At 68.3% G+C, this 22,531-nt stretch carries 20 protein-coding genes and 1 pseudogene; 2 read left to right on the top strand and 19 right to left on the bottom strand.

The annotated features are described in order from the left end of the window. Positions 1–38: 38 nt before the first annotated feature. Together OOK38_RS17695 and OOK38_RS17690 are read right to left on the bottom strand one after the other, a co-directional pair. On the bottom strand, positions 39–1,421 hold the full coding sequence (locus OOK38_RS17695) for a NarK/NasA family nitrate transporter (RefSeq protein ID WP_266759310.1): 1,383 nt from the start codon (positions 1,419–1,421) through the stop codon (positions 39–41). Positions 1,422–1,609: 188 nt separating this feature from the next. Further along, positions 1,610–2,005, bottom strand: a complete 396-nt coding sequence (locus OOK38_RS17690; protein ID WP_266759312.1) for an SgcJ/EcaC family oxidoreductase — start codon at positions 2,003–2,005, stop codon at positions 1,610–1,612. A gap of 200 nt (positions 2,006–2,205) precedes the next feature. On the opposite strand from OOK38_RS17690, the gene OOK38_RS17685 reads away from it, so the two are divergent. Continuing rightward, on the top strand, positions 2,206–3,270 hold the full coding sequence (locus tag OOK38_RS17685; protein ID WP_266759314.1) for a sigma-70 family RNA polymerase sigma factor: 1,065 nt from the start codon (positions 2,206–2,208) through the stop codon (positions 3,268–3,270). 371 nt (positions 3,271–3,641) lie between these two features. Here OOK38_RS17685 and OOK38_RS17680 read toward each other — a convergent pair. The 17 genes and pseudogenes from OOK38_RS17680 to OOK38_RS17600 all read right to left on the bottom strand — a co-directional run. Continuing rightward, positions 3,642–4,595, bottom strand: a pseudogene (locus OOK38_RS17680) (hypothetical protein); the annotation flags it as partial. Between the two features lie 7 nt (positions 4,596–4,602). Next, positions 4,603–5,298: a hypothetical protein gene (locus OOK38_RS17675; protein WP_266759316.1), complete on the bottom strand. Its 696-nt coding sequence runs from the start codon at positions 5,296–5,298 to the stop codon at positions 4,603–4,605. 13 nt (positions 5,299–5,311) lie between these two features. After that, on the bottom strand, positions 5,312–5,926 hold the full coding sequence (locus OOK38_RS17670; RefSeq protein WP_266759318.1) for a hypothetical protein: 615 nt from the start codon (positions 5,924–5,926) through the stop codon (positions 5,312–5,314). 121 nt (positions 5,927–6,047) lie between these two features. After that, the gene (locus OOK38_RS17665) at positions 6,048–7,406 is read right to left on the bottom strand and encodes a hypothetical protein (RefSeq protein WP_266759319.1); all 1,359 of its coding nucleotides are present in this window, start codon (positions 7,404–7,406) and stop codon (positions 6,048–6,050) included. After that, positions 7,403–7,720 (bottom strand): type VII secretion target, encoded by a 318-nt coding sequence (locus tag OOK38_RS17660; RefSeq protein ID WP_266759321.1) that lies wholly within the window; start codon positions 7,718–7,720, stop codon positions 7,403–7,405. The genes OOK38_RS17665 and OOK38_RS17660 overlap by 4 nt, the downstream gene beginning before the upstream one ends. Before the next feature lie 147 nt (positions 7,721–7,867). Continuing rightward, positions 7,868–8,920, bottom strand: coding sequence for a hypothetical protein (locus tag OOK38_RS17655; protein WP_266759323.1), 1,053 nt, complete (start codon positions 8,918–8,920; stop codon positions 7,868–7,870). Further along, a complete protein-coding gene (locus tag OOK38_RS17650; RefSeq protein ID WP_266759325.1) occupies positions 8,908–9,564 on the bottom strand; it encodes a hypothetical protein in 657 nt (218 codons plus the stop codon). The genes OOK38_RS17655 and OOK38_RS17650 overlap by 13 nt, the downstream gene beginning before the upstream one ends. A gap of 295 nt (positions 9,565–9,859) precedes the next feature. Beyond that, positions 9,860–10,537 carry a hypothetical protein gene (locus OOK38_RS17645; protein ID WP_266759327.1) on the bottom strand — a complete coding sequence of 226 codons (678 nt, stop codon included), beginning with the start codon at positions 10,535–10,537 and terminating at the stop codon, positions 9,860–9,862. Positions 10,538–10,557: 20 nt separating this feature from the next. Continuing rightward, the gene (locus OOK38_RS17640; RefSeq protein ID WP_266759329.1) at positions 10,558–11,247 is read right to left on the bottom strand and encodes a hypothetical protein; all 690 of its coding nucleotides are present in this window, start codon (positions 11,245–11,247) and stop codon (positions 10,558–10,560) included. A 25-nt stretch (positions 11,248–11,272) separates the two neighbouring features. Beyond that, entirely contained in the window at positions 11,273–12,613 is a 1,341-nt protein-coding gene (locus OOK38_RS17635) for a hypothetical protein (RefSeq protein WP_266759330.1), read from the bottom strand. Next, entirely contained in the window at positions 12,610–12,933 is a 324-nt protein-coding gene (locus tag OOK38_RS17630) for a hypothetical protein (protein WP_266759332.1), read from the bottom strand. Before OOK38_RS17630 ends, OOK38_RS17635 begins: the two co-directional genes overlap by 4 nt. A gap of 44 nt (positions 12,934–12,977) precedes the next feature. Continuing rightward, complete coding sequence (locus tag OOK38_RS17625) at positions 12,978–14,021, bottom strand: hypothetical protein (protein ID WP_266759334.1); 1,044 nt, start codon at positions 14,019–14,021, stop codon at positions 12,978–12,980. Beyond that, positions 14,009–14,674 carry a hypothetical protein gene (locus tag OOK38_RS17620; protein WP_266759336.1) on the bottom strand — a complete coding sequence of 222 codons (666 nt, stop codon included), beginning with the start codon at positions 14,672–14,674 and terminating at the stop codon, positions 14,009–14,011. The genes OOK38_RS17625 and OOK38_RS17620 overlap by 13 nt, the downstream gene beginning before the upstream one ends. A 330-nt stretch (positions 14,675–15,004) precedes the next feature. Next, positions 15,005–16,375, bottom strand: a complete 1,371-nt coding sequence (locus OOK38_RS17615) for an acyltransferase family protein (protein WP_266759338.1) — start codon at positions 16,373–16,375, stop codon at positions 15,005–15,007. After that, positions 16,372–18,501, bottom strand: coding sequence for a glycosyltransferase (locus tag OOK38_RS17610; RefSeq protein WP_266765707.1), 2,130 nt, complete (start codon positions 18,499–18,501; stop codon positions 16,372–16,374). Before OOK38_RS17610 ends, OOK38_RS17615 begins: the two co-directional genes overlap by 4 nt. Before the next feature lie 101 nt (positions 18,502–18,602). Next, a complete protein-coding gene (locus OOK38_RS17605) occupies positions 18,603–19,616 on the bottom strand; it encodes a hypothetical protein (RefSeq protein WP_266759340.1) in 1,014 nt (337 codons plus the stop codon). A gap of 417 nt (positions 19,617–20,033) precedes the next feature. Then, on the bottom strand, positions 20,034–21,026 hold the full coding sequence (locus OOK38_RS17600; RefSeq protein ID WP_266759341.1) for a LysR family transcriptional regulator: 993 nt from the start codon (positions 21,024–21,026) through the stop codon (positions 20,034–20,036). A gap of 83 nt (positions 21,027–21,109) precedes the next feature. On the opposite strand from OOK38_RS17600, the gene OOK38_RS17595 reads away from it, so the two are divergent. Then, positions 21,110–22,423 (top strand): MFS transporter, encoded by a 1,314-nt coding sequence (locus OOK38_RS17595; protein ID WP_266759343.1) that lies wholly within the window; start codon positions 21,110–21,112, stop codon positions 22,421–22,423. The last annotated feature ends 108 nt before the right edge of the window (positions 22,424–22,531 follow it).

Below are 22,531 nucleotides of genomic sequence, written 5' to 3'. Positions count from 1 at the left end.
TGACAGGCTCGGATCAACGTGATGTCGGGCGTGTTACGTCACACCTCGGCGTAGCTGAGCTGGGACTTCGCCTCGGCGGTGGCGGTGGCCCGCGCTCCGGAGGCGGCCGGACGGCGAAGGTATACGGCCCAGGTGACCATGAAGGCGACCGCGTAGAAGACGAGGAAGGTGACGAAGGCGCCGGTGCCGGAGCCGGAGCTGAGGAACGACTGCCGGAAGGCGAGGTTGATGCCGACACCGCCGAGCGCGCCCACGGCACCGATGAGCCCCATGGAGGCGCCGGAGAGCCGGCGCCCGTACCGCGCGGCCTCCTCCCCTTCGAGCCCCTTGTCCACGGCCTTCTTCTGGAAGATCCCGGGGATCATCTTGTACGTCGACCCGTTGCCGAGTCCGCTGAGCACGAAGAGCACCACGAAGACGCTGACGAAGAGCGGCAGCGACTTCTCAATACTGGCGAACACGAGGATCCCGGTCGCCGCGGCCATGGCGACGAAGTTCCAGAGCGTGATCCTGGCGCCGCCGTAGCGGTCGGCGAGCCATCCGCCGACGGGCCGGATCAGCGAACCGAGCAGCGGGCCGATGAAGGTGAGGTAGGCGGCCTGGAGCGGCGTACGCCCGAACTGGACCTGGAGCACCTGCCCGAAGGCGAAGGCGTAGCCGATGAACGACCCGAAGGTGCCGATGTACAGGAACGACATGATCCAGGTGTGCGCGTCCTTCGCCGCGTCCTTGGCGGCGCCGGTGTCGTTCTTCACGGAGGCGATGTTGTCCATGAAGAGGGCGGCGAGAACGGCGGCCACCACGATGAGCGGGATGTAGATCCCGAGGAGTACCCGGGGCCCGCCGCTCGCCCCGATGATGGCGAGCGCCACGAGCTGGATGACGGGGACGCCGATGTTGCCGCCGCCCGCGTTGAGGCCGAGCGCCCAGCCCTTCTTCCGCAGCGGGAAGAAGGCGTTGATGTTGGTCATGCTGGAGGCGAAGTTTCCGCCGCCGATGCCAGCCAGCAGACCCACCACGAGGAAGGTGTTGAACGAGGTTCCGGGCTCCATCACCACGAAGGCGGCGACGGTCGGCACGAGCAGCAGACTCGCGGACACGATGGTCCAGTTCCGGCCACCGAAGAGCGCGACCGCGAAGGTGTAGGGGACCCGCACGACGGCGCCGACCAGCGTCACCATCGAGGTCAGCAGGAACTTGTCGGCCGGGGTGAGCCCGTACTCCGGCCCCATGAACAGGACCATCACCGACCACAGGGTCCAGATGGAGAACCCGATGTGCTCGGACAGCACGGAGAAGATCAGGTTGCGCCGGGCGACCTTCTCCCCCTTCTCCTCCCAGAAGACCTCGTCCTCCGGATCCCACTCCTCGATCCAGCGACCACCCCGCGCAGGGGCTGTACTCGTGGCTGGGGCAGTCATCTCACGCCTCCGTTGGTTCTCCGGGCTTACTGGGCTGCTGTTTCCCGAAGGTAGGGAGGGCGCGTTTCCGCGCTGTGCCTGTGAATGACCGGAAGGGAACGTTGCTCTCACCCGCTCCCGGACCCGACGGTGAGGACGGGGCGGGAACGGGTGCGGCAGGTCGGGGGCAGGGCCGGCCGGCCCGCCCCTCAGGCGGCGGCGTTGTGGTACGAGGTGATGGCCCAGCTCCCGCCGGCGGGATCGCGGACGAGAACCCAGGTCGCACGGCGCAGCCGGTCGGCGGGCAGCTCGCTCTCACCGGCCAGGAGAATCCCGGTCTCGCTGACCACGACGGCGGTGCCGGGCCGCGGGAAGCGGATGCGCCGGGGCTCGTCGAGCGGCCGGGACCCCTTCAGCGGTCCGTCGAAGGCGGCCGCCATATAGGCACGGATCTCCTCCCGGCCGTCGTGGAAGACACCCGGCATCACGACCGTCGCGTCCTCGGTGTAGAGATCGGCGAAGGCGTCGGCGTCGTGGTCCGCCCAGGCTGCGTAGAGACGGTCGAGGACGGTGCGGACGTCCTGGCTGTGGTCCGTTGCGTTCATGATGATCCTTCTCCTCGGATGCGTTCGGTGCCGGTACGTACCTCCGCGGACGCCGGAACTCATCGGTGCCGGGAGCGATGAGTTCCGGCGGTCCCGGAGGTACGTACCGGTGAGCGACGGGTCCCGAAGAACACGGACACGAGGAACCGAGCCGCCGACAGGCCGACAGGCCAAGAAGCCGAGCCGCCGAGGAGAAGACCATGACGACGCGCGACCACGACAAACGCAACGGACGTGATGGACGCGATGAACGGGACGGACGGGACGGACGGGGCGGACGCGACGGCTTCGAGGAACGGACGGCCCCCTACCGCGGCGAACTGCTGGCCCACTGCTACCGGATGCTCGGTTCGGTGCACGAGGCCGAGGACCTGGTCCAGGAGACGATGCTGCGGGCCTGGCGCGCGTACGACCGCTACGACGCGGAGCGTGCGTCCCTGCGCACCTGGCTGTACCGCATCGCCACCAACACCTGTCTGACCGCTCTGCGCGGACGCGCCCGCAGACCTCTGCCGTCGGGCCTGGTCGGCGCGCTGGAGGATCCGGCGGCGCCGATGAAGACGGGGACGGAGGTGCCGTGGCTGGAACCGTTCCCGGACGGAGGCGGAGCCGGGCTCGCCTTCGGCACCGGGGCTGCGGCCCCGGATCCCGCGGGAGTGGTCGCCGCCCGGGGCAGCCTGCGCCTGGCGCTGATCGCCACGATGCAGCTGCTGCCCCCGCGTCAGCGGGCGGTCCTCATCCTGCGGGACGTGCTGGCCTGGCCGGCGGCGGAGGTCGCCGAAGCCCTCGGCACGTCGACCGCGTCCGTGAACAGCGCGCTCCAGCGGGCCCGCGCACGGCTCGCCGAGGCCGGGCTGACGGAGGACGAGGTGACGGAGCCGCCGGACCAGGATCAGCGCGCGGTGGTCGACCGCTATCTGCGCGCCTTCGAGGACGCCGATCTCGACACCCTGCGCACGCTGCTCACCCAGGACGTCGTCCTGGAGATGCCCCCGGTCCTCAACTGGTACATCGGCCCCGACGCCTATGTCGCCTTCATCGCCCGCGTCTTCGCGATGCGCGGCACGGACTGGCGCCTCCGGCCCACCTCGGCGAACGGACAGCCCGCGCTGGCGGCGTACGTCCGCGCACCGGGCGACGACACGCACCGCCTCCACACGCTGCAGGTCTTCACAACGGACCGGGGCGCGGTGAGCCACACGGTGGTCTTCCAACTGCCCACGGTATTCAGGGCATTCGGGCTTCCGGAGGCCTGGGGCAGCTAGGCGGCGGCCTACTCCGCCGGGGGCTGGGACTGGGGCTGAGACTGCGGCGGGCTCTGGTGGGGGTCGGGGTTGGGGTTGGGAGACGGGGGCTGCTGGGGGTGCTGCTGGTGACTGTGGGGGTGCTGGGGGTGGGGGTGCTGGGGGTGCTGGGGGTGCTGGGGGTGCTGGGGGTGCTGGGGATGCTGGGGATGTTGCGGCTGCTGCGGTACGGGGCTGGGCTGGGAGTAGGGACCGGCGCCGGGCTGGGGGTAAGGGGCAGCGCCGGGCTGGGTGTAGGGAGCAGCGCCGGGCTGGGCGTAAGGACCGGCACTGGGCTGGGCTGAGTACGAGGCCTGCGGGCCGTGCGGGCCGGGTGCTGGGGACGCGTAGGAGCCCGGAGCCGGAGCCGGGGGCTGGTTCTGCGGCCGGCTCTGCGACTGGCTCTGCGGCTGGGCGGGCGCTTGGGCCGGGAGGTGGACCTGTTCCTGGGCCGGACCGGCGTAGGGGCCGCCCGGCAGACCGACGTGCGGACCACCGGGCTGACCGGCGTACGGAGCACTGCCGGGCTGACCGGCGTACGGGGTACTCCCCGGCAGACCGGCGTACGGGGCACTGCCCGGCTGACCGGCGTACGGGGCACTGCCGGGCTGACCGGCATACGGGGCACTGCCGGGCTGACCGGCGTATGGGGCTTGCGGGGCGTACGGGGTGTAGGGGCCGTACGGACCGGCAGCCCCCGGTGCGGCGCCGTACCCCGCCGTCGGCGGCAGATACCGCACCCGCCCGCCCTCCTCCGTCACGGGCGCGAACCCGGCCGCCCGCAGCAGCGCCGCGAACTTGGCGTTCCGCTTGCGCGTGACGACGAGGCCGACACCGAGGACGACCATCACCACCGCCCACAGGATTCCGGCCACGGTGTAGGCGACGGAGTCCCCGCCCGCCCGCACCCCGAGCACGACGCACCCGACGGTGAGGCCGACAGCCGCGTACACCATCCGCTTCTCGGCGTTCTTGCCGGTGAGGTCGAAGTTGATGCGGGCCTTGAGGAGTTCGAGCGCGTCAGGGACGACAGGCGGCAACGAGACCCCGTCGCCGGCCTGCGGATACTGCGCCCAGTTCTGCGCGGCACGCGCCTGAGCCTGCGGGCCGGGGTCGGGCACGATGAGCATCGTGAGCGCGTTGTTGCGCCCGCCGCCCTGGCGAACGTCCGCGTACTCGTAGCCGAACTGCTGGGCGATGAAGGCGAGTCGGGCCAGCTTCTTCACGGAGGCCATCGGGCTCGTGAGCTGCACCGCCTCCCCCGCGGCCATCAGCCGGAACATCTGCCGGATCTGCCGTTTACTCACGAAGTCCTCAGCTCCACTGGTCAGCCACCTCAGGGACGGCACTGTCGAATGGGTCGTCGAAACTGGCCAACTGAGCGATCTGACGGAGAATCGCGCGATAGTGCTCGCGATGCGCCAAAGCCGTCGTGCTCAGCGTGAGGAGCACCAATGACCTGCCGTCCGGGTGAGCAAGATGCGCATGGACCTGAAGCAGAGGATTCTGCGGAAGGCCCGACTCTTGGACGGGGAGGCGCAGCAGTTCGCTGAACGTGGCCGGACCACAGGGCAGTTCCGCGTACTCGATATTGGTGTGCCCCTCGGCCGCCACCACGGCACGGCCCACAGTAATTCCGCGCGGGGCCCACTCCACGTCTACCCACGTGACAGTGAAGAGCGATACGAGCGGCATCTTGTCTGCCCCGCCGGTGTCATCCCGGTGCAACCCCAGGGAGCAATGGGAAGCCCCCTCCGAGCGAAGCGCTCGGAGCATCTGTTGGGCGGCCGTCAACTGGGTGACCAATACCTCTCGGACAACATCGTCGGGAGCCGCGCTCAGGACCGAAGCCAATGCCTCGGCGGTGCTCCTCGCCGACGGCGAATCCGGGCGCCCGGTGAAGGCGTCAAGACGCAGGTCCAGAAAACCCGCCGGGGTGGCGAACCAGACGCCGTCACCCGGCTCGCGGGCGCTCGGATGAACCGTGAACCGAGGTGCTGGAGTGGTCATGACGTTCCCCTCTCTACGCGGGGGACTGACTGGCGCCGTCCAGATACCTGGCACCAGCACGGCGCGCCCGATCCACGTCCGCGATCCCTGCTCCCCGGGTGTCAAGCGGGCGGCGACTGTCGAACACCGGTCGTTGGTAGAGGACGTGGAGGCGCCTCGGCTCATCGGCGCCGGCGGTGGACGCCGCGATCACGCCGAGGAACCTGGGGTCGCCCGCGAACCACAGAGGCTCGATCTCGGCCTTCAGGGCAGGCTTGGTCCTGACATTGCCAATGCGCTTCAGCCACCAGTGCGCACGCTGATGCCGAATGAAAAGCAGCGGCACCTTCCGCTCACGATGATCTGGATCCCGGAATTCGAACCAAGCCGCCTCATCCGTTGCCTCAGGATGCTTGGCCAGGCCACGAGGAATCTCCTTCATAATCTGCCACGGATACTGTTGCAGAATGCAGCGCATACGTGCGGCCCAAGAAAAATAACTGATCTGCGTGACAGCCCGGTAAAGCGAATAGAGAAGGAATGGCACGAAAATGAGCACGTACGCCTGAGATGTGAACACCACCATCACGTACAGGAGTCCAGGGAACGCCGCAACCCAACCGGCCTGCCCGATCACATTCATCAGCATGTGCTTCTTCCATGCCTTCCGGGTGGGCGGGTGATCCCAAGCGGTAGGGTACTCGACAGGATTCATGTGCAGTGCGCGCTTCCTCATCCGATGAGAACAATCCGGGCCACAGATACGAACATCACTGAAAGAAGCGACGGATCAGATCCACTGTTTCAGCGCCGTCAATCGGCCCCAGGAATGTGCCGTCAATCGCCGTACCGACGTTGGCCACCGTATCGTTGTCCAAGGAGTCCGCCAAGCTCGCGGAAAGCCCATAACTGGCGGTTGCGAGACCGGCCCAAGGAGCCGATTTCTCGGCCATCTCTACAGCCTTTGTCAGACGAGGCGCTTTGGTGACCGCCCATTCTGTGAACGGGTTCTTCAGGTCGGCAAGTTCACGAGCGGCCCCCATCGTCTTGCCTCCGAACGTAGCGAGCCTCTGTCCGACGGTGAGGACTTCACCTGCCTCTCCCGCCACGTGCCACGCCGCAGAGGCGCCTTTGCCAACAGCCCCGATTCCCGGCAGAGCTCCGAGCCCATCAGCCGTTACACCGATCAGGTTGCTCCAGAAGTCCGCGTCGAGCTCACCTTTGGTGAAACCGTCTTTCAAGGACTCCCAGACCACGGGATCCATCAGGCGTGTGGCAACCGCTCCCGCGCTCAGCGTGGCAGCGACCAGCAACAGCACCGCGGCCGCCGTGCCACCCGTGACCACGAACAGCGCGATGATCGCGAGCGCAGCGGCAGTCCAACTGAGGATGTCCGGCAGGTTGTCTGTGATCCAGTCCAGTGCCTCGTCGAAGAATCCCGGCTCATGGGGCGCGAGTTTCTTCGTGGCGTCGCGGATCTTGCCGGCCCGGACGCGAGCCTGGTGCTCGTGCTCCTCCGCGAGCTTCCGCGCCTTGCCCCGGATCTTCTCCAGTTCATCCTTGGCGTCGTCGACGGCGCTGTTCGCGTGGGTCAGCGCCTTCTGGGCGGAGTCGTGTCGGGAGCCTGCCTTGTCCAGGTCGGGATCGTCGCCCGCCTTGCTCGCGCGACCTTGAGCCGAATCCACCGCGGCCTGTGCCTCTTTGGCGTCTTCCTCCAGGCGCTTTGCACGCCGTTGGAAGTCGTCGAGCTCGCCTTCCCAGCAGTCGAGCTGCCTCGCCGCCTTGCGCACCGAGTGCGCCGCGTTCTTCAGGTTCAACGGCAGCGGGCCGCCGTCGAGTTGCTCCCGGAAGGCGACGGCCGCGTCACCCTTCCAGTAGCTGCCCTCCATCAGCTTCGTGACGAGGCCATGTGTCTCTTCGAGCACCTTGGCGCAGTTGGCGAGCTTCTTGTGCAGAGCCCGTACGGTCTCGGTGCTGCCCGGCACCGGATTGAACCCCAGATGAGGGTAGTCGGGGTTCGGAATGGCGGGGTCGTACGGCGTGGACTTCATACCCTGCGGGAGATCGCCATTGCGCCGCGCTGCGGAGTCGGAGGGCGGGGTGGTCTCGATCCCCGGGGCGTACGTCACTGCGAACCCTTTCCCTTCGCACTCCTGGACTTCTTCAGCGCTTCCTCCAGCGCCTTGTCGACCTCGCGGTAGCTGTCCTTGCTCTGGCCCACGATCTTGGCCAGGTCCTCGGTCTGTTGACCGACCTCCTCGGCGCCGTACTTCCAGTCGTCCTGGAAGTCCTCGCAGGCGGAGTCCAGATCATCGGTACCAAGTCCTGTGACGGTCGCGTCGCTCAATGCCTTGCGTAGACCCTTCAGCGAATCGGCCGACTTGTTGAGCATCTTCATGAAGTGCTCAAGCTCATCGCCGTCAACGGCCAAGCGCTCTGCCACGCGTCCTACTCCTCGATCGCACACCCGCGGAGACGGAACATTATCTTCCGATCGGCGAGACCCCGACCCGCGGGGGTGTGTGAAATGCCGCCCCAGAGGGGGCGGGCCGTCATCACGGTCCGCCCACACCTCCGCTGCCAACCGGCCCTACCTATTGACGGATTGGATCTCTTGCACCACGACGTCCTGATCGGCCCCGAACGTGCCGTCCGGCAGGCCTCGCTCTTCAGGGACGCCGGTGCCCGTCCAGTGGATCTTCCAGGTGATGGTCGCCCTCAACTGGTACGAGCCATCGCCCGAGGAACGGAGGTACTTCACCCCACAGGGCGGCGTCTCCTTGGCCTTGCCCTTCGCGTACGCCTCACCGATGTGATCGCCGGTGATCTCACACACGCCGGAAGCGGGATACGTCTCCGCGTCTGCCGTACCGGGATCAATCTTGAGTGAGACCGGCTCAGCGGTCGTCGTCGCGGTCACGTTCAGCAGGGGCACCGACGCCGTCACCGACACCGGCTTGAACTTCGCGGTGTCCAGCCACGCCCACGTCGGCAGATTCACCTTCGTCGTGCCCTCCGGAGCGAGGTCCACCTTCGTCGACGGCACCCGTATTTCCGCATACGCCAGCTGCGCCAACATCTCCGGCGTGATCGCCTCCGGGGCATCCGCCGGCGGAGCCTCACCCGTGTCCACCCAGAAGATGCCCTTGGTGCACTTCAACGCGCCCGGATCACCCTCACGCCCTTCAGTGACGTACGAGTCCCACCAATAGCCTTTGCCGGCCTTGGCCTTGTTGAAATCCTTCGCCTCGCCGCCATTGACGTACTTGTCGCGCTGCTCCAAGTCCCACTGAGGCCCCGTCGACTCCGCATTCCAGATCGGCTCCAGATACTTCTGCAGCTGATCCGGCGTGTACTTCGGAGCGTAGTAACACGCAGGCGGAGTCCACGTACCCGACGAGGACGTCACCGGACCCGCAGAACCACCCGACCCGTTCTTCGAACGATCGAACACGACAGCACCCGCCGTCGCCGAGAGGTTGCCCTTGCCGTCCGAATCCCCGGATGCTTTGCCACTGGAAGGAGGCGTTTGAGCACCGCCGCCGATCTTGTTATCGGCCATGGCGGGAGCGGCACTCAGACAGATGGAACCGACCAGCGCAGAGGAGATCAGAACTCGTGAACCCGCGCTCAGGGCTGGCACTTTGCACTCCCCCTCTGGGAAAGAAGTTTCTCGATGGTCCATACACCTCTGTCGTCCTTGTGTAGCTGGGTGTTGTAGAGCACGTAGCTGTTCTTCGTGACAGCCGTCCTATCGACCTTCTTCGGCTTCAGATACATGTCGTACGCCTTACTCTGGTCCTCGCAGTACACAAGCGATGCACTGCCAGAGCTATCCACGTTTACCGCCGCGTCGTAATATCGATAGGCCCCAGTCGTGCGAGCCTTAGCCTTGACGTAGGCTTCGATAAACTTCTGAGTTTCAGCGGCTGCTTCACCCTCGTAGTAGAAGAGATATGCCTTGTCTAGGGCGTCTTGGTTGGCGATGGCCAGATCGACAGCCTTGATGGACTGCTCGCTGTCCGCCAACACGGCGTCCTTGTCCTTGTCGCCCGTCTTACGCCACTCGAAGTTGTAGTGGAGATCCGACGGCAGCTCGATCTTCGGGCGCCCCGCGGATTTCGTCGCGCTCGCCTCAGGCGAAGCCGACGTCTCACTCCCGGTGTCCGCCCCGGCGATCTTGTCGTTGGCCTTCGGCTTCTCGTCACCGCCGCCGCACGCGGTCAAAAGCAGCGCCGCTGTCGCTCCGACGGCGGCTGTGACAAACAAGCGGGGACGGCGGTTCACGGCAGACTCCTGTGCGACGTGGGGTGCGGAAGGGCAACAACACGCTATCGGGGGCTCGTGCGACGACACCAGTGCGAATGGCGCCATCGCAGAGCACAGGGGCTGCACATAGAGCCTCATAGCGTGGCCAACCGGCCGCTCAGAACCTTCGATCGAGTGACGCTGCACCGTGAGGCACATCACCGAGTTGGCGTCCGCAAAGCCCTCCGTTCAGTAGCCCCCTCGGCGTAACAACCGTGGTCCTCTCGGTTCCTGACGGACCGCCATGACCTCCCACCTGCGAACACGCAACGCCTCAGCTGCCGGGGGCCAGAGGATTGTCGAAGGTGGCCAGGGCGGTGATGTGGCGGAGGATCGCGCGGTACTGCTCACGGTGCCCGACAGCCGTCGTGCTCAACGTGAACACCGCCAGTCGTCTGCAGTCCGGGTGCGGCAGGTGGGCATGGAACTGGACCAGAGGCAGCTGAGGGAGGCTGCTGCCGGCCCTGGGAGTACGCATGGTTTCGCTGAACGTGGCCGGGCCACAAGGCAGTTCGGCGTATGCGACGCGCGCCTGCGCGTCGAGGCCGCTCACCGCCCGAGCGGCTGTCACAGCTCGCGGCGACACCGCCGTTGCCCGCCAGGACACGGTGAAGAACGACAAGAGCGGCCGGCCGCTGCTCGCAGCCCCCTCATCGACGTCGTCGCGGTGCAACCCGATCGAGCAATGGACGGTTCCGGCTTCCCGCAGAGCGCCGAGCAGTTGCTGCCCCTGTGCGAACTCAGCGATGAACCGCTGTCGGGCCACGTCGTCGGGAGCCGACTCCAGAAACGGGGCGAGAGCGGTGCGCAGATCACCGGCAGCTGCGGAGTCCGGTAAGGGGAGCAGCGCATCGAGAGGCACGGCGGTGAAGCCTGCGGGTTCCGCGAACCAGACATCGGCCTCGGGGTCTTCGGCCGAGTCCGCGACGGTGAAATGGGGGACCGTGGTCATCGAGTCCTGCCAGGTACGAGTCAGTACGTACGCGGGTGCGGGCGCACCACGTCGGGAACATGAGCGCCGGAGCGGCGGGCACGTTCGAGGGCGGCCGGGCTTGCGTTCCAGTCGGTCGGCTCGACGCCCCGGCGGCCCGTCGCTGCGCGCTGATAGAGCAGATGAAGCCTCTTGGGTGCCTCGCGGTTGCGGCCGCTGGCAGCGATGACGGCAATGAAGCGGGGGTCACCGGCGAACCAGAGCGGCTCGATCTGCGCCTTCAGTTCCGGCTTCGTACGAGCCGTACCGAAGCGTCGCATCCACCAGAAGGTACGCATGCCGGAAAGGAACAGCAGCGGGATCTGCTCTCCCGGGTCCTCCGGATTGGGCACCTCCAGCCACATCTCGTCCTCTTGAGCCTGCGGATGCTTGTTCCGGCCCCGAGGAACGCCGGTGAGGAATTGCCAGGGGTACTGCCAGAGGACGCGCTGGATCTGGATGGAGGGGCGGATGTAGGCGAGTTGGAGGACGGCTCGGAAGGTTGCATAGCCCAGCAAAGGGATGAAGAGCGGGGTGAATCCCGGAGACAGGAACACCACCAGCACAGCCAACGACCCGATCCAGACAGAGATCCAGCCCACCAGACGCAGGACGATCAAAACCATGTGCTGAGTCCAGGCCCTCCTGGTCGGCGGGTGGTCCCATGCGGTGGGGCAGTCGGTCGGGTCCATGCCATTGGCTCTCTCTGTTCGGATCTCAGAAAACATGGCGGGCGATATCGGCGAGCCCTCCGACGTCGAGGCCAAGCCTTGCGCCGTCGATACTCGCCACGGAGCCGTCCTTGATCCCATCGTCATCGGTGTCCACAGCGGTCATGACCAGGCCGAAGCCCGCAGTGCCCACACCCATCGAGGCGGAGGTGAACTCAACCGCCTTCGTGATCTGTGCCGCTCTGGCGCCGCGAATCGTGAAACCGAGCAGCGCATTGTCCAGGTCCGAAATGGATTTCGCATGTTCTATGGTGCTGCTTCCGAATCGGATGACCCGTTGCCCGAGCGAGACCGCTTCTCCCGCCTCGCCGGTGGCCCGAAGACCGGCAGCGGCACCTTTGCCCACCGCGCCGATGCCGGGAACCATGCCGAGGGCGTCGCCGCCGACGGTCACGAGATTGCTCCAGAAGTCGGTATCGAGCTCGCCCTTGGCGAAGCCGTCTCTCAGCGACGCCCACACCGTGGGGTGTTCAGCGATGCGGAGAGTCAACGCCGTCGCGCTCAACGCCCCCGCAGCAAGCAACAACACCGCCGCAGCCGTACCCCCCGACACAACGAACAACGCGACCAGCCCGATCACGGCACCTACCGTGCTCAGAATGTCCGGCAGATTCTCACTCAGCCAGTCGAGTGCCGAGTCGAACCAGCCCGGCTCATGCGGGGCCAGCTTCTTCGTGGCGTCACGGATCTTGCCCGCTCGGTGCTGGGCCTGGTGCTCGTGTTCGTCCGCGAGATTCCGCGCCCTGCCGCGGATCTTCCGGAGGGCGTCCTCGGCGTCCTCCACCGCCGCGTTCGCCTTGGTCAGGGCCTTCTGTGCCTCGTCGCGCCCCGCACCCTGCTTGTCCAGGTCGGGGCTGTCACCCGCCTCGGTGGCGTGGCCCTTCGCCCGGTCCACGGCGGCCTGCGCTTCCTTCGCGTCCTCTTCGAGCCGCTTGGCTCGCCGCTGGAAGTCGTCGAGTTCGCCTTCCCAGCGGTCGAGTTGTCCGGCCGCCTTGCGAATGGAGCGTGCGGCGTTCCTCAGGTTCAGGGGGAGCGGACCGCCGTCCAGCTGCTCGCGGAAGGCGACGGCGGCGTCGCCCTTCCAGTAGCTGCCGTCCATCAGCTTGGTGACGAGGTCGTGCGTCTCTTCGAGGACCTTCGCGCATCCCGTGAGCTTCTTGCGCAGGTCGCTCACCGTCTCCGTACTGCCCGGCACCGGATTGAACCCGAGGTGCGGGTAGTCGGGGTTGGGGATGTGCGGGGCCGACTTGAGGCCCTGTGGCTTCGCGCGGTCGGTGCGGGACTGCGGATCGAGCGCCGCCCCTGTGTCCCCGGGCGGGTACGTCACCTCGTACCGCCGCCCCTGCCGCTGCCGGCGCCGGCCTTCTTCAGGGCTTGTTCCAGGGCCTTGTCCACCTCACGGTAGCTGTCCCTGCTCTTGCCGATGATCTTGGCCAGGTCCTCGGTCTGCTCACCGATCTGATCGGCTCCGTACTTCCAGTTGTCCTGGAAGTCCTCGCAGGCGCAGTCGAGATCGTCCGTGCCCAGACCGCTGACCGTGGCGTCCTCCAACGCCTTGCGCAGGCCCTTCAACGAGTCGGTCGACAACCTGAGCATCTTCATGAAGTGCGACAGCTCATCGCCGTCAACGGCCAACCGCTCCGCCACGCCCTCTGCCTCTTCCGGATCTCAGTGAGTCCGGAGGGCCGGACTCAACGGTTGACGGATTGGATCTCTTGCACGACGACGTCCTGATCGGCCCCGAACGTGCCGTCCGGCAGGTCTCGCTCGTCGGGTATACCGGTGCCCGTCCAGTGGATCTTCCAGGTGATCGTCGCCCTCAACTGGTAAGAGCCATCGCCCGAAGAGCGGAGGTACTTCACCCCACAAGGGGGTGTCTCCTTCGCCTTGCCCTTCGCGTACGCCTCACCGATGTGATCGCCCGATATCGGGCAGACGCCCGAGGCGGGATACGTCGTGGCGTCGTCCGTCCCCGGGTCGATCTCCAGTGAGACCGGCTCCGCGGTCGTCGTCGCGGTCACGTTCAGCAGGGGCACCGACGCCGTCACCGACACCGGCTTGAACTTCGCGGTGTCCAGCCACGCCCACGTCGGCAGATTCACCTTCGTCGTGCCCTCCGGAGCGAGGTCCACCTTCGTCGACGGCACCCGTATCTCCGCATACGCCAGCTGCGCCAACATCTCCGGGGTGATCGCCTCCGGGGCATCCGCCGGCGGAGCCTCACCCGTGTCCACCCAGAAGATGTCCTTGGTGCACTTCAACGCGCCCGGATCACCCTCACGACCCTCAGTGACGTACGAGTCCCACCAATAGCCCTTACCGGCCTTGGCCTTGTTGAAATCCTTCGCCTCGCCGCCATTGACGTACTTGTCGCGCTGCTCCAAGTCCCACTGAGGTCCCGTCGACTCCGCATTCCAGATCGGCTCCAGATACTTCTGCAGCTGATCCGGCGTGTACTTCGGAGCGTAGTAACACGCAGGCGGAGTCCACGTACCCGACGAAGACGTCACCGGACCCGCAGAACCACCCGACCCGTTCTTCGAACGATCGAACACGACAGCGCCCGCCGTCGCGGAGAGATTGCCGTCGCCGTCCGAGTCGCCACGCGTATCCGTCTGGCCCACGTTGCCGTCACCGCCACGTCCACCGGCGTGCGCGGCGCCGGGCGTCAACGCCACCAAGGCCATCAACGTCGCAGCTGTCACTACCTTGGACGATCGCTTCACGGCTGGCATACCTTGGCCCCCCGGTCCGAGATGATGTTCGTCGTCTGCCAAACACCCTGGCCGTTCTTCACAAGCTTGGCGTTGTAGAGCACGTAACTGTCGGCCGTCGTCGGGGTGTTCTTGACCTTCTTGGTCTTTCGGTTCTTGAGAAACGACTTGCTCTCGTCCGAGCAGTAGACGACGCTCGCCCCAGCACCCCCCGACAGGGTCACCTGGCGGTTGAAGTACCGGGTTGTCCCCACCCAGGTGTCGTTCTTGTCGAGGTACCCCTGGACGTAGGCGATCGCCGCCTCAAGAGCCTTGCCGGTGTTGTAAAAGCCGAGCGCCTTCGTATCGACGCTGCCCTGGAAAATCGCGTCATCCATGGAGTTGACGCTTAGGGCGTTGGCTGCGAGTACCGCGTCCTTGGTGGCATTGCCCGTCTTCTGACCCTCGAAGACGTTCTCGACCCCGGACGGAAAAGCGATCTCGGGGCCTGCCGCGCCCTCCTTCGATGGCGTCGCGCTCGCCTCAGCCGAAGCCGACGCCCCACCCCCCGTGTCCGCCCCGGCGATCTTGTCATTGGCCTTCGGCTTCTCGTCACCGCCGCCGCACGCGGTCAAAAGCAGCGCCGCTGTCGCTCCGACGGCGGCTGTGACAAGCAGGCGGGGACGGCGGTTCACGGCGAGCTCCTGTGCGGCGTGGGGTGCGGGAGGGCAACAACACGCTATCGGGGGCCCGTGTGACGACACCAGTGCGAAGCGGGGAACAGGAGTTGGTCATAGCGGTTCATAGGGTGACCAACTGGTCGGCCAGAACCTTCGATTGAGTGATCCTGCGGGTGGGAGGCGTCACCGAGTTGGCCACCGCAAAGCCCCGCGGTCGTGAAGGACTGCAACTGGAAACTGGAAACCCCGGCAGAAGCCGATGCCGGGATCCGCCCGGGGGCGGTCACCTGCTCGACCGCCCCCGGCAGAACCTCGTTGCTCAGCCTCGCAACTCAGCCCCGTTACTCAGCCCCGTCGCCCAGCCCGACGCCCCCGCGTCGAGCGTCCCGCGGGCTTGCGGCCGCGGGAGCCGTTCGGCCAGAGCCGTGGGCTTCGCTTCGCCGCGATGTCCTCGATCCAGCCGAGGGCCAGGATGGTCAGACCGATCAACGGCCACACCAGGACGAACATCCACAGCATGTACGTCGTGTCGAGGGCCGCCACCGCGCGGTCGTTCTCCATGAAGGGGAGGTTGTACAGCTGGTCGAGGATCGGGACCGTGGCCATGATGAGCATGTTGTGCCACAGGTAGATCGTCACCGCGCGGTTGTTGGACAGCGTCACCAGCTTGTCCCACTTGGCGAGGCGGCCCGGCAGTGTCTGCCAGGACGGGCTGTACACGAGCAGGATCACCACGAACCCGAAGGACCACATCGCGTCGGCGAGCGGGATGTCGTTCAAGTCCCAGCCGTCGGGGCCCAGATGGCCCGAGGCCCACCACAGAGCGAAGGCCATCATCAGGGTCGAGCACGAGATCGCGATGTACCGCGGGATCTTCGTGAGCATCCCCTCATGGTGCGCGAAGCCCAGGACCCAGCAGCCGCCGAAGACGGCGAAGTCGGTGATGGCGTTGCCCAGTTCGCCGGGGATGGTGACGATCCCGGTGCCGACCACGGCCGTGAGGGCGAGCGGAGCCAGCAACGTCGCCCACGGCACGCGGCGGAACGCCCACAGCAGGAGCGGGGACGCGACGACGAACCAGAGGTAGGCGCGCAGGTACCAGAGCACGCCCGCGCTCTGGACCGCCCAGGTGTCCTCCAGCAGGCCCGACTCGGAGCCGATCTTCCAGGGGAACGGCGGGGCGCCGACCGGGACGATGTAGTTGAGCAGGTCGACCAGGCCCCAGGTGCCGCCGTGGTCGGGGTCGTTCACGGGGTTCCAGCCGCCCGCGAACATCAGGGCCAGCACCACCGCGCTGAAGGCCCAGAGCGGGGGCAGCAGTCGCCGCACGCGGCCCCTGATCACACCCCACGCCGGACGCTTCAGCGAGCGGGCCATCAGCGAGCCCGCCAGCGCGAACATCACGCCCATGGAGGGGAAGAGGACCGTCAGCCACGCCCAGCCGAACAGGTGGTACGCGACCACGCGGACCAGGGCTATGGAGCGGAGCAGGTCCAGGTAGCGGTCACGGCCGGGGCGGCGCGGAGCCGGCTTCTGCTCCGGCTCCGGCCCCTGGCCCGACGACTCCGGCTCCGGCCTCTGGCCCGGCTCCGGCGAGGTCTCCGGCTGCGAGGGCAGCCACGGCTGCGACGGTGCTCCCGGATACGGATGCGGGACCGCCGCCCTCGGGGAGCCCAGCGGCGGAGTCGCCCCCACCGGGTACTCGTGCGTGGTCATCCGACCGGCCTCCGTTCGTTCCCGCTCTGTGACGCCCGCTGCCGCGGGACCGATCCCGGCGCCTCCACCACGCCCGTGCGGCGCAGCTTCTGCCAGCGCAGCCGGCCGCCGGTGAGGGCGGTGATCCAGGACTGGAGCAGGACGACGTACATCAACTGCCGGTAGAGGATCTGCTGCAGGGGGAGGGAGATCAGGTGGGTCATGCGTTCTTTGTCCAGGCGGAAGGCGTACGCCGCGCAGACCGCCTGCACGGCGAGGACGCCGAGCCAGGCGATGATCGTCTTCTGGGTCGGGCCGAAGACGACGCCGTACAGGAGGAAGACGTCGATCAGGGGCGCGAGCAGCGGGGCCAGGACCATGAACAGGGAGACCAGTGGCAGGCCGACCCGGCCGAAGCGGCCCGACGGACCCCGTTCGACCAGGGCTCGGCGGTGCTTCCAGATCGCCTGCATGGTGCCGTACGACCAGCGGTAGCGCTGCGACCAGAGCTGCTGGACGGACTCCGGCGCCTCCGTCCAGGCCCGCGCCTTCTCGGTGTAGACGACGCGCCAGCCGTCACGGTGGAGGGCCATCGTGATGTCGGTGTCCTCGGCGAGCGTGTCGTCGCTCATGCCGCCGACGCGCTCCAGGGCGGAGCGGCGGAAGGCTCCCACCGCGCCCGGGATCGTCGGCATGCAGCGCAGGATGTCGTACATACGACGGTCCAGGTTGAAGCCCATCACGTACTCGATGTGCTGCCAGGCGCCGATGAGGGAGTCGCGGTTGCCGACCTTGGCGTTGCCCGCGACCGCGCCGACCTGCGGGTCGGCGAAGGGCTGGACGAGTTCGCGGACGGTCTCCGGTTCGAAGACCGTGTCGCCGTCCATCATCACGATGATCTCGTGGCTGGCGTTCGCCAGACCCCGGTTGAGGGCCGCGGGCTTGCCGGCGTTGTGCTGGCGCACGACGCGTACGTTCGGCAGGCGCAGGTCCTCGACGATGCGGGCGGTGCCGTCGCTCGATCCGTCGTCGATGACGATGATCTCGATGGGATGCTCGCTGGCCATGAGGGAGTGCACCGTGTTCTCGATGCACTTGGCCTCGTTGTACGCCGGGACCAGTACCGACACCGGTTCGGTGATCGTCGTCGGGCCCCAGCGGAAGCCCTTGCGGCGGACCCGGCGGGCGTGTGCCGCGGAGAGCAGCAGCATCAGGCCGAAGCGGGTGAAGACCAGCACGCCGATGATCGCGATGCCGACGACCAGGACGTCGGTGGTCTTCTCCGAGGCCTGGACCAGGAAGACCCAGGCCTTGCCCTTCCAGAGGTCGAGGCCGGTCACCGGGGTGTGCGCGCTCGGCGCGTTCAGCGCTTCGGTGAGGTTCTGGAAGTCGTAGCCCTGCTTCTGGAGTTCGGGCACGAACTTGTCGATCGCCTGCACGGTCTGGTGGCGGTCGCCGCCCGAGTCGTGCATCAGGACGATGGCGCCCTTGCCGCCCTTGGGCGTGGCCCGGCGGATGATCTCGTCGACGCCCGGCTTCTGCCAGTCCTCACTGTCGGTGTTGTTGACGACGGTGATGTAGCCGCGGGTGCCGATGTACTGCGTCACCGGCCAGGACTTGTCGTCCATGGCGTCGGCGAAGGAGGAGTACGGGGGGCGGAAGAGGGACGTACGGATGCCCGCCGCGCCCTCCAGCGCCAGCTGGTTCTGCGACAGCTCCCAGTCGATGCGCTTCTTGGACTGGTACGACAGGTCGGGGTGGTTGAAGGTGTGCAGGCCGACCTCGTGGCCCTCCTTCACCATGCGCTCGACGAGTTCCGGGTAGCGCGAGGCCATGGTGCCGGTGACGAAGAAGACCGCGTGGGCGTGGTGCGCCTTGAGGACGTCCAGGACCTTCGGGGTCCAGGTGGGGTCCGGGCCGTCGTCGAAGGTGAGGACGAGACGGTGGTCCGGGACGCTCAGGCTGGTCGTACGGCCGCTGCGGGTGTCGATGACCGGGCCGCCGTCGAGGATCTTCTCCGGCACCTTGTCGGTGGCCGCCTCGGGCTGGATGCGGTGGTCGGCGAGGATCTCGCTGTGCACGTAGCCGCGCAGCATCAGCATCGCCATCAGCGCGACCAGGATGAGCGTGGGCAGCAGGAAGCGCATGGGCAGACGTCGGCGCCGGGCGTTGCGTCCCTGCTTCGGGGTGGTGCGGGAGTCACGGCCCGGCGCGCTGGGCGCAGGACCGTGACGGCTGGTGCGGGACATCAGAGGAGGTTCTCCGGGGACGAGAGGGAGAGAGCGTACGGGGAGCTGAGGACGCCCGACTGCATGGACTCCCCGCGGATCTGGGCGACGGGCGCCACCACGACGGAGTAGGCCACCACGTCGGTGCCGGCTCCGGCGGAACCGCCGGTGCCCGCGGTCTCCGTGGGATCGGCCGTGGCGCCGGGGGTGGTGGCGGGGGCGGTGTCCGTGGGCGGGTCGACCACCGGGTTGCTGGGGTCGGGGTCCGGGTCGGGGTCCTTGGTGGTGGCGCCGGGCTTCGGCTTCTTCGTCGTCGACGTGGTCGGCTCGGGGTCGCTGGACGCGCCCGGGGAGGCGGCCTTGTCCGAGGCTCCGGGCGCGGGGGTCGACCCGGGCGAGGGCGTCGTGCCGTCACTGGCCGTCGCCACCGCGCCGGGCGCGGTGGCGTCGCCGGTGCCGGACGGGTCCACCGACTGAGAGGGCAGCGGCGAGGTGTCGACCTGGCCGGCGGGCTGGTCCTTCTCCTGGCCCGGGACCGGGAGCCAGGGCGCGTTGGAGTTGCCGGACAGGAGCGTGGCGACGATCACGACGGCGTAGACCGCGCAGGCCACGGCGACGAGCATGCCGAGGCGGCGGAAACGGCGGCTGCGGCGGCCGGACTCGTCGACGAAGACGGGGCCGTCCGAGGCCTCCTGGGTCGTCGGGGCGCCCTTGGCCTGCTGGACCAGCCAGTCGTCGAGCCGACGGCCCGCGCCGTCGAGCTGGACCGTGACCTCGTGCGGGTCGTGCGTGTGCTCCGGGTCGTCGGGGCGCTCCCAGGAAGAAGACAGAGGGCCGTCGAGGTCCGGCACGGGTCCGGAGAGCAGCTCGGTCTCCGGGCCGTCGTCGAAGAAGGGCCGCGTCTCCGCCGTACGGGCGGCGAGGGAGGACCCGGCGTCCGCCGAGCCGGCGGAGGTGAACCACGCCCCGGGCGCGCGGCCGGAGGGCGATCCCGCCTCGGATGCACGGCCGGAGAACGCCTCGTCCTCCGTCACGAGACCAGCGAGCAGCTCGGTCTCCGGCTCCGGGGTTCGCTCGGAACGTCCGCCGGTTGCTCGCTCGGCGCGTTCCCCACGCTCAGGACTGATGCCAACTCCCATATCCGGCCACGAAGCCGTTTCACCGCCGGCCTTCGGCCAGGCGATCGACTCCTTGGCTTCCAGCCCAGGTGACGAATCGTTCAGCCGCCCGTCCGGCGGAGCGACATCTTGTCGAGCCGGTTGGGCGTCTTTCCGCCAGTTCTCAACGCGCACGTGCTTCCCCCCACGGGACAGTTCACGGGTGCGCGACGACTCCGGGCAAAACTCACCATGTCGTCCGGACCGAGCCCCCACCCGGCCCGAGCGCCCCCAATATCACACCGTGCCCGGACGAAGAATGTAGCGCATGGGTGGGACTCGTGTGGTTACGTCTCATGTACAGCTCATCAAAACGAGTGCATCGGTGGCCGGAATCCACCCTTCCTCCGGGCTGAGAAGCCACTTCTCCTCGGTCGCGAGTTCGACGGCTGCTCGCCCGAGCGCATCGATCCCTGGGTGCACAAGTCCCTTTCGCCACACCAGTGACACGGGTGACAGAGGAACGGGATCGACGAGCGGCTTCGTCACCGTTCCGGGCATGGCCGGAAACTCCACCACGGCGAGGACGGGCGTCCGCTTCTTCGCCATGATCCGCTGGAATTCCTCGGCTCCGAGAGCCACCGGAGCGGGTGAAGCGAGCGTGATCCCTCTTCCCTCGAACAGGTGACGCGCCAGGTCGGTCCACTCCAGCGTCCGGGGGTTTCCCGCTCCGGCGTACACCGTCTCGCCCGCGAGCGCGGCCAGCGGCACCGCGTCCAGGGCGGCGAGGTGGTGGTCCTCGGGCAGGACGACGGCCATCGGCTCGTAGCGCACGATCCGCTGCTCCAGCCGGGCCCGTACGGCCGGGTCGAGTCCGGCGAACCGGCCGAACGACGCGTCCAGGCGTCCGGCGAGCAGCTCCGCCGCAGCGCCGGTGAGCCCCGTCTCGTAGCGGGCCATCAGTTCACTGCCGGGGGCGAGCTCGCGGGCCCGGTCGAGGACGCGGCTGGAGACCAGGCCGGGCGTATTGACATCGACGAGCAGCGGCCGCTCCTCGCCGCCTCGCCCCGCGAAGGCGTCCAGCAGCGCGTCGTGCGCCTCCAGCACGCGGCGCGCGTACGGCAGCAGCCGCTCGGCGTCCACCGTCGGCGTCACCTGCCGGGTCGTCCGCACGAACAGTTCCGCACCGAGCTCCCGCTCCAGCCGGCGGATGTCGCGGCTCAGGGACTGCTGGGCGACGTACAGCCGGGCGGCGGCGCGCGTGAAGTGCAGCTCCTCGGCGACGGCGAGGAACGCGCGCAGGAGACGGGGGTCCAGGTGACCGGGGAGGGGGCGATGGCCAGGCATCACGCGAACCTACAACCCAGGTGCGTCAATCGCGACGGAGTAAGTGTTGGACCGCTGCCGCGGTGCCGGGCGACGGTTCACCCATGTCACCGCTCACCCCGTACCGCCGTCTCTTCGCACTGCCCGGCACCCGTGCCTTCACCCTCGGCAATCTCGTCGCACGGCTGCCCATGGGCATGTTCAGCGTGAGCGCGGTCATCATGATCGCGAGTTCGCGGGGCTCGTACGCCCTCGCCGGCGCCGTCACGGCGACCGGTCTGGCGGCGACGGCGGTGGTCGCTCCCTGGACCGCGCGTCTCGTCGACCGGCACGGGCAGGCCCGGGTGGCCGTGCCCGCCACGGCGCTCGCACTGCTGGGCGGGATCGGACTGGTGGTGTGTGTGCGTCTCGGCGCGCCCGACTGGACCCTCTTCGCCGCGTACGCCGCCACCGCCACGACCCCCAACACGGGCGGGATGTCCCGCGCGCGCTGGGCCCACCTCCTCGAGGGCGACGCGGCGGCGCTGCACACCGCGAACTCCTTCGAGCAGGCCGCGGACGAGCTGTGCTTCATGCTGGGCCCGGTGCTCGCGGCCCTGCTGTGCGGGACGCTCTCCCCGGAGGCGGGCATGCTGGTGGGGTCCGCCCTGCTGATGACGGGCGTCCTGCTCTTCACCGCGCAGCGTTCGACGGAGCCGCCGCCCCAGCCGCGTACGACGTCCGCCTCGCCCGTGCTCGCGCCCGGAATGCCCCCGCTGCTCCTCTCCTTCCTCGCCACCGGCGCGGTCTTCGGCGCGATGGAGGTGGTGACCGTCGCGTTCGCCGACGAGCAGGGGCACAGGTCCGCCGCGGGCGCGGTCCTCGCCCTCCAGGCGGCGGGGTCGTGCGGGGCGGGTCTGCTCTACGGAGCCGTCGCGGGGAGCGCCTCCTCCGACGCCTCGCGCCCCGTGCGGCGGTATGTGCTGTGCGTCGGGGTGATGGCGGTCCTGCTGACGCTGCCCCTGCTCGCCGTCCGGCTCACCGGCTCGCTCACGGTTCTCGCGGCGGCGCTGCTCGTGGCGGGCATGGCGACCGCCCCGACGATGGTCACCGGGATGACGCTGGTCCAGCGGCGCACGCCCGAGGGCCGGCTGAACGAGGGCATGACCCTCGCGGTGACCGGCCTGCTGGGCGGGATAGCCGGGGGCTCGGCGGCCGGCGGGTGGATGGTCGAGCACGTCTCAGCGGCCGCGGGATACACCGTGCCGGTCACGGCGGCGGCGGTCGCGTTCGTCATCGCGGCGCTGGGCGCGAGGACGGGTGGGGGGACGCGTGCGGGGACACGTGTGGTGCGCCAGGAGCGACGCCGGGTCCCCGCCGTGCCGGGCGTGAGGACGGAACGAGCTGGGGAGGCACCGTCCCCGCCGTGCCGGGCGTGAGGACGGAACGAGCCGGGGAGGCCCCCGTCCCCGCTCCTGCCACGCAGGGGACGGGGAGCGGGGCGTAACCCCGGGACCGGAAGCCCGGCGGCCGCCCGCCGGGCAGAC

Source organism: Streptomyces sp. NBC_00568 (assembly GCF_026341855.1).
Lineage (GTDB): Bacteria > Actinomycetota > Actinomycetes > Streptomycetales > Streptomycetaceae > Streptomyces.
This window is presented reverse-complemented; position numbering and strand designations above follow the sequence as displayed.

Excerpts from the sequence above, each read along its gene's own strand:
- OOK38_RS17670 (WP_266759318.1), bottom strand. The coding sequence starts at position 5,926 with ATGCTGATGAATGTGATCGGGCAGGCCGGTTGGGTTGCGGCGTTCCCT.
- OOK38_RS17610 (WP_266765707.1), bottom strand. The coding sequence starts at position 18,501 with ATGCGCTTCCTGCTGCCCACGCTCATCCTGGTCGCGCTGATGGCGATG.
- OOK38_RS17600 (WP_266759341.1), bottom strand. The coding sequence starts at position 21,026 with ATGCCTGGCCATCGCCCCCTCCCCGGTCACCTGGACCCCCGTCTCCTG.
- OOK38_RS17625 (WP_266759334.1), bottom strand. The coding sequence starts at position 14,021 with ATGCCAGCCGTGAAGCGATCGTCCAAGGTAGTGACAGCTGCGACGTTG.
- OOK38_RS17615 (WP_266759338.1), bottom strand. The coding sequence starts at position 16,375 with ATGACCACGCACGAGTACCCGGTGGGGGCGACTCCGCCGCTGGGCTCC.
- OOK38_RS17645 (WP_266759327.1), bottom strand. The coding sequence starts at position 10,537 with ATGACCACGGTCCCCCATTTCACCGTCGCGGACTCGGCCGAAGACCCC.
- OOK38_RS17685 (WP_266759314.1), top strand. The coding sequence starts at position 2,206 with ATGACGACGCGCGACCACGACAAACGCAACGGACGTGATGGACGCGAT.
- OOK38_RS17695 (WP_266759310.1), bottom strand. The coding sequence starts at position 1,421 with ATGACTGCCCCAGCCACGAGTACAGCCCCTGCGCGGGGTGGTCGCTGG.
- OOK38_RS17640 (WP_266759329.1), bottom strand. The coding sequence starts at position 11,247 with ATGGACCCGACCGACTGCCCCACCGCATGGGACCACCCGCCGACCAGG.
- OOK38_RS17595 (WP_266759343.1), top strand. The coding sequence starts at position 21,110 with ATGTCACCGCTCACCCCGTACCGCCGTCTCTTCGCACTGCCCGGCACC.
- OOK38_RS17690 (WP_266759312.1), bottom strand. The coding sequence starts at position 2,005 with ATGAACGCAACGGACCACAGCCAGGACGTCCGCACCGTCCTCGACCGT.
- OOK38_RS17675 (WP_266759316.1), bottom strand. The coding sequence starts at position 5,298 with ATGACCACTCCAGCACCTCGGTTCACGGTTCATCCGAGCGCCCGCGAG.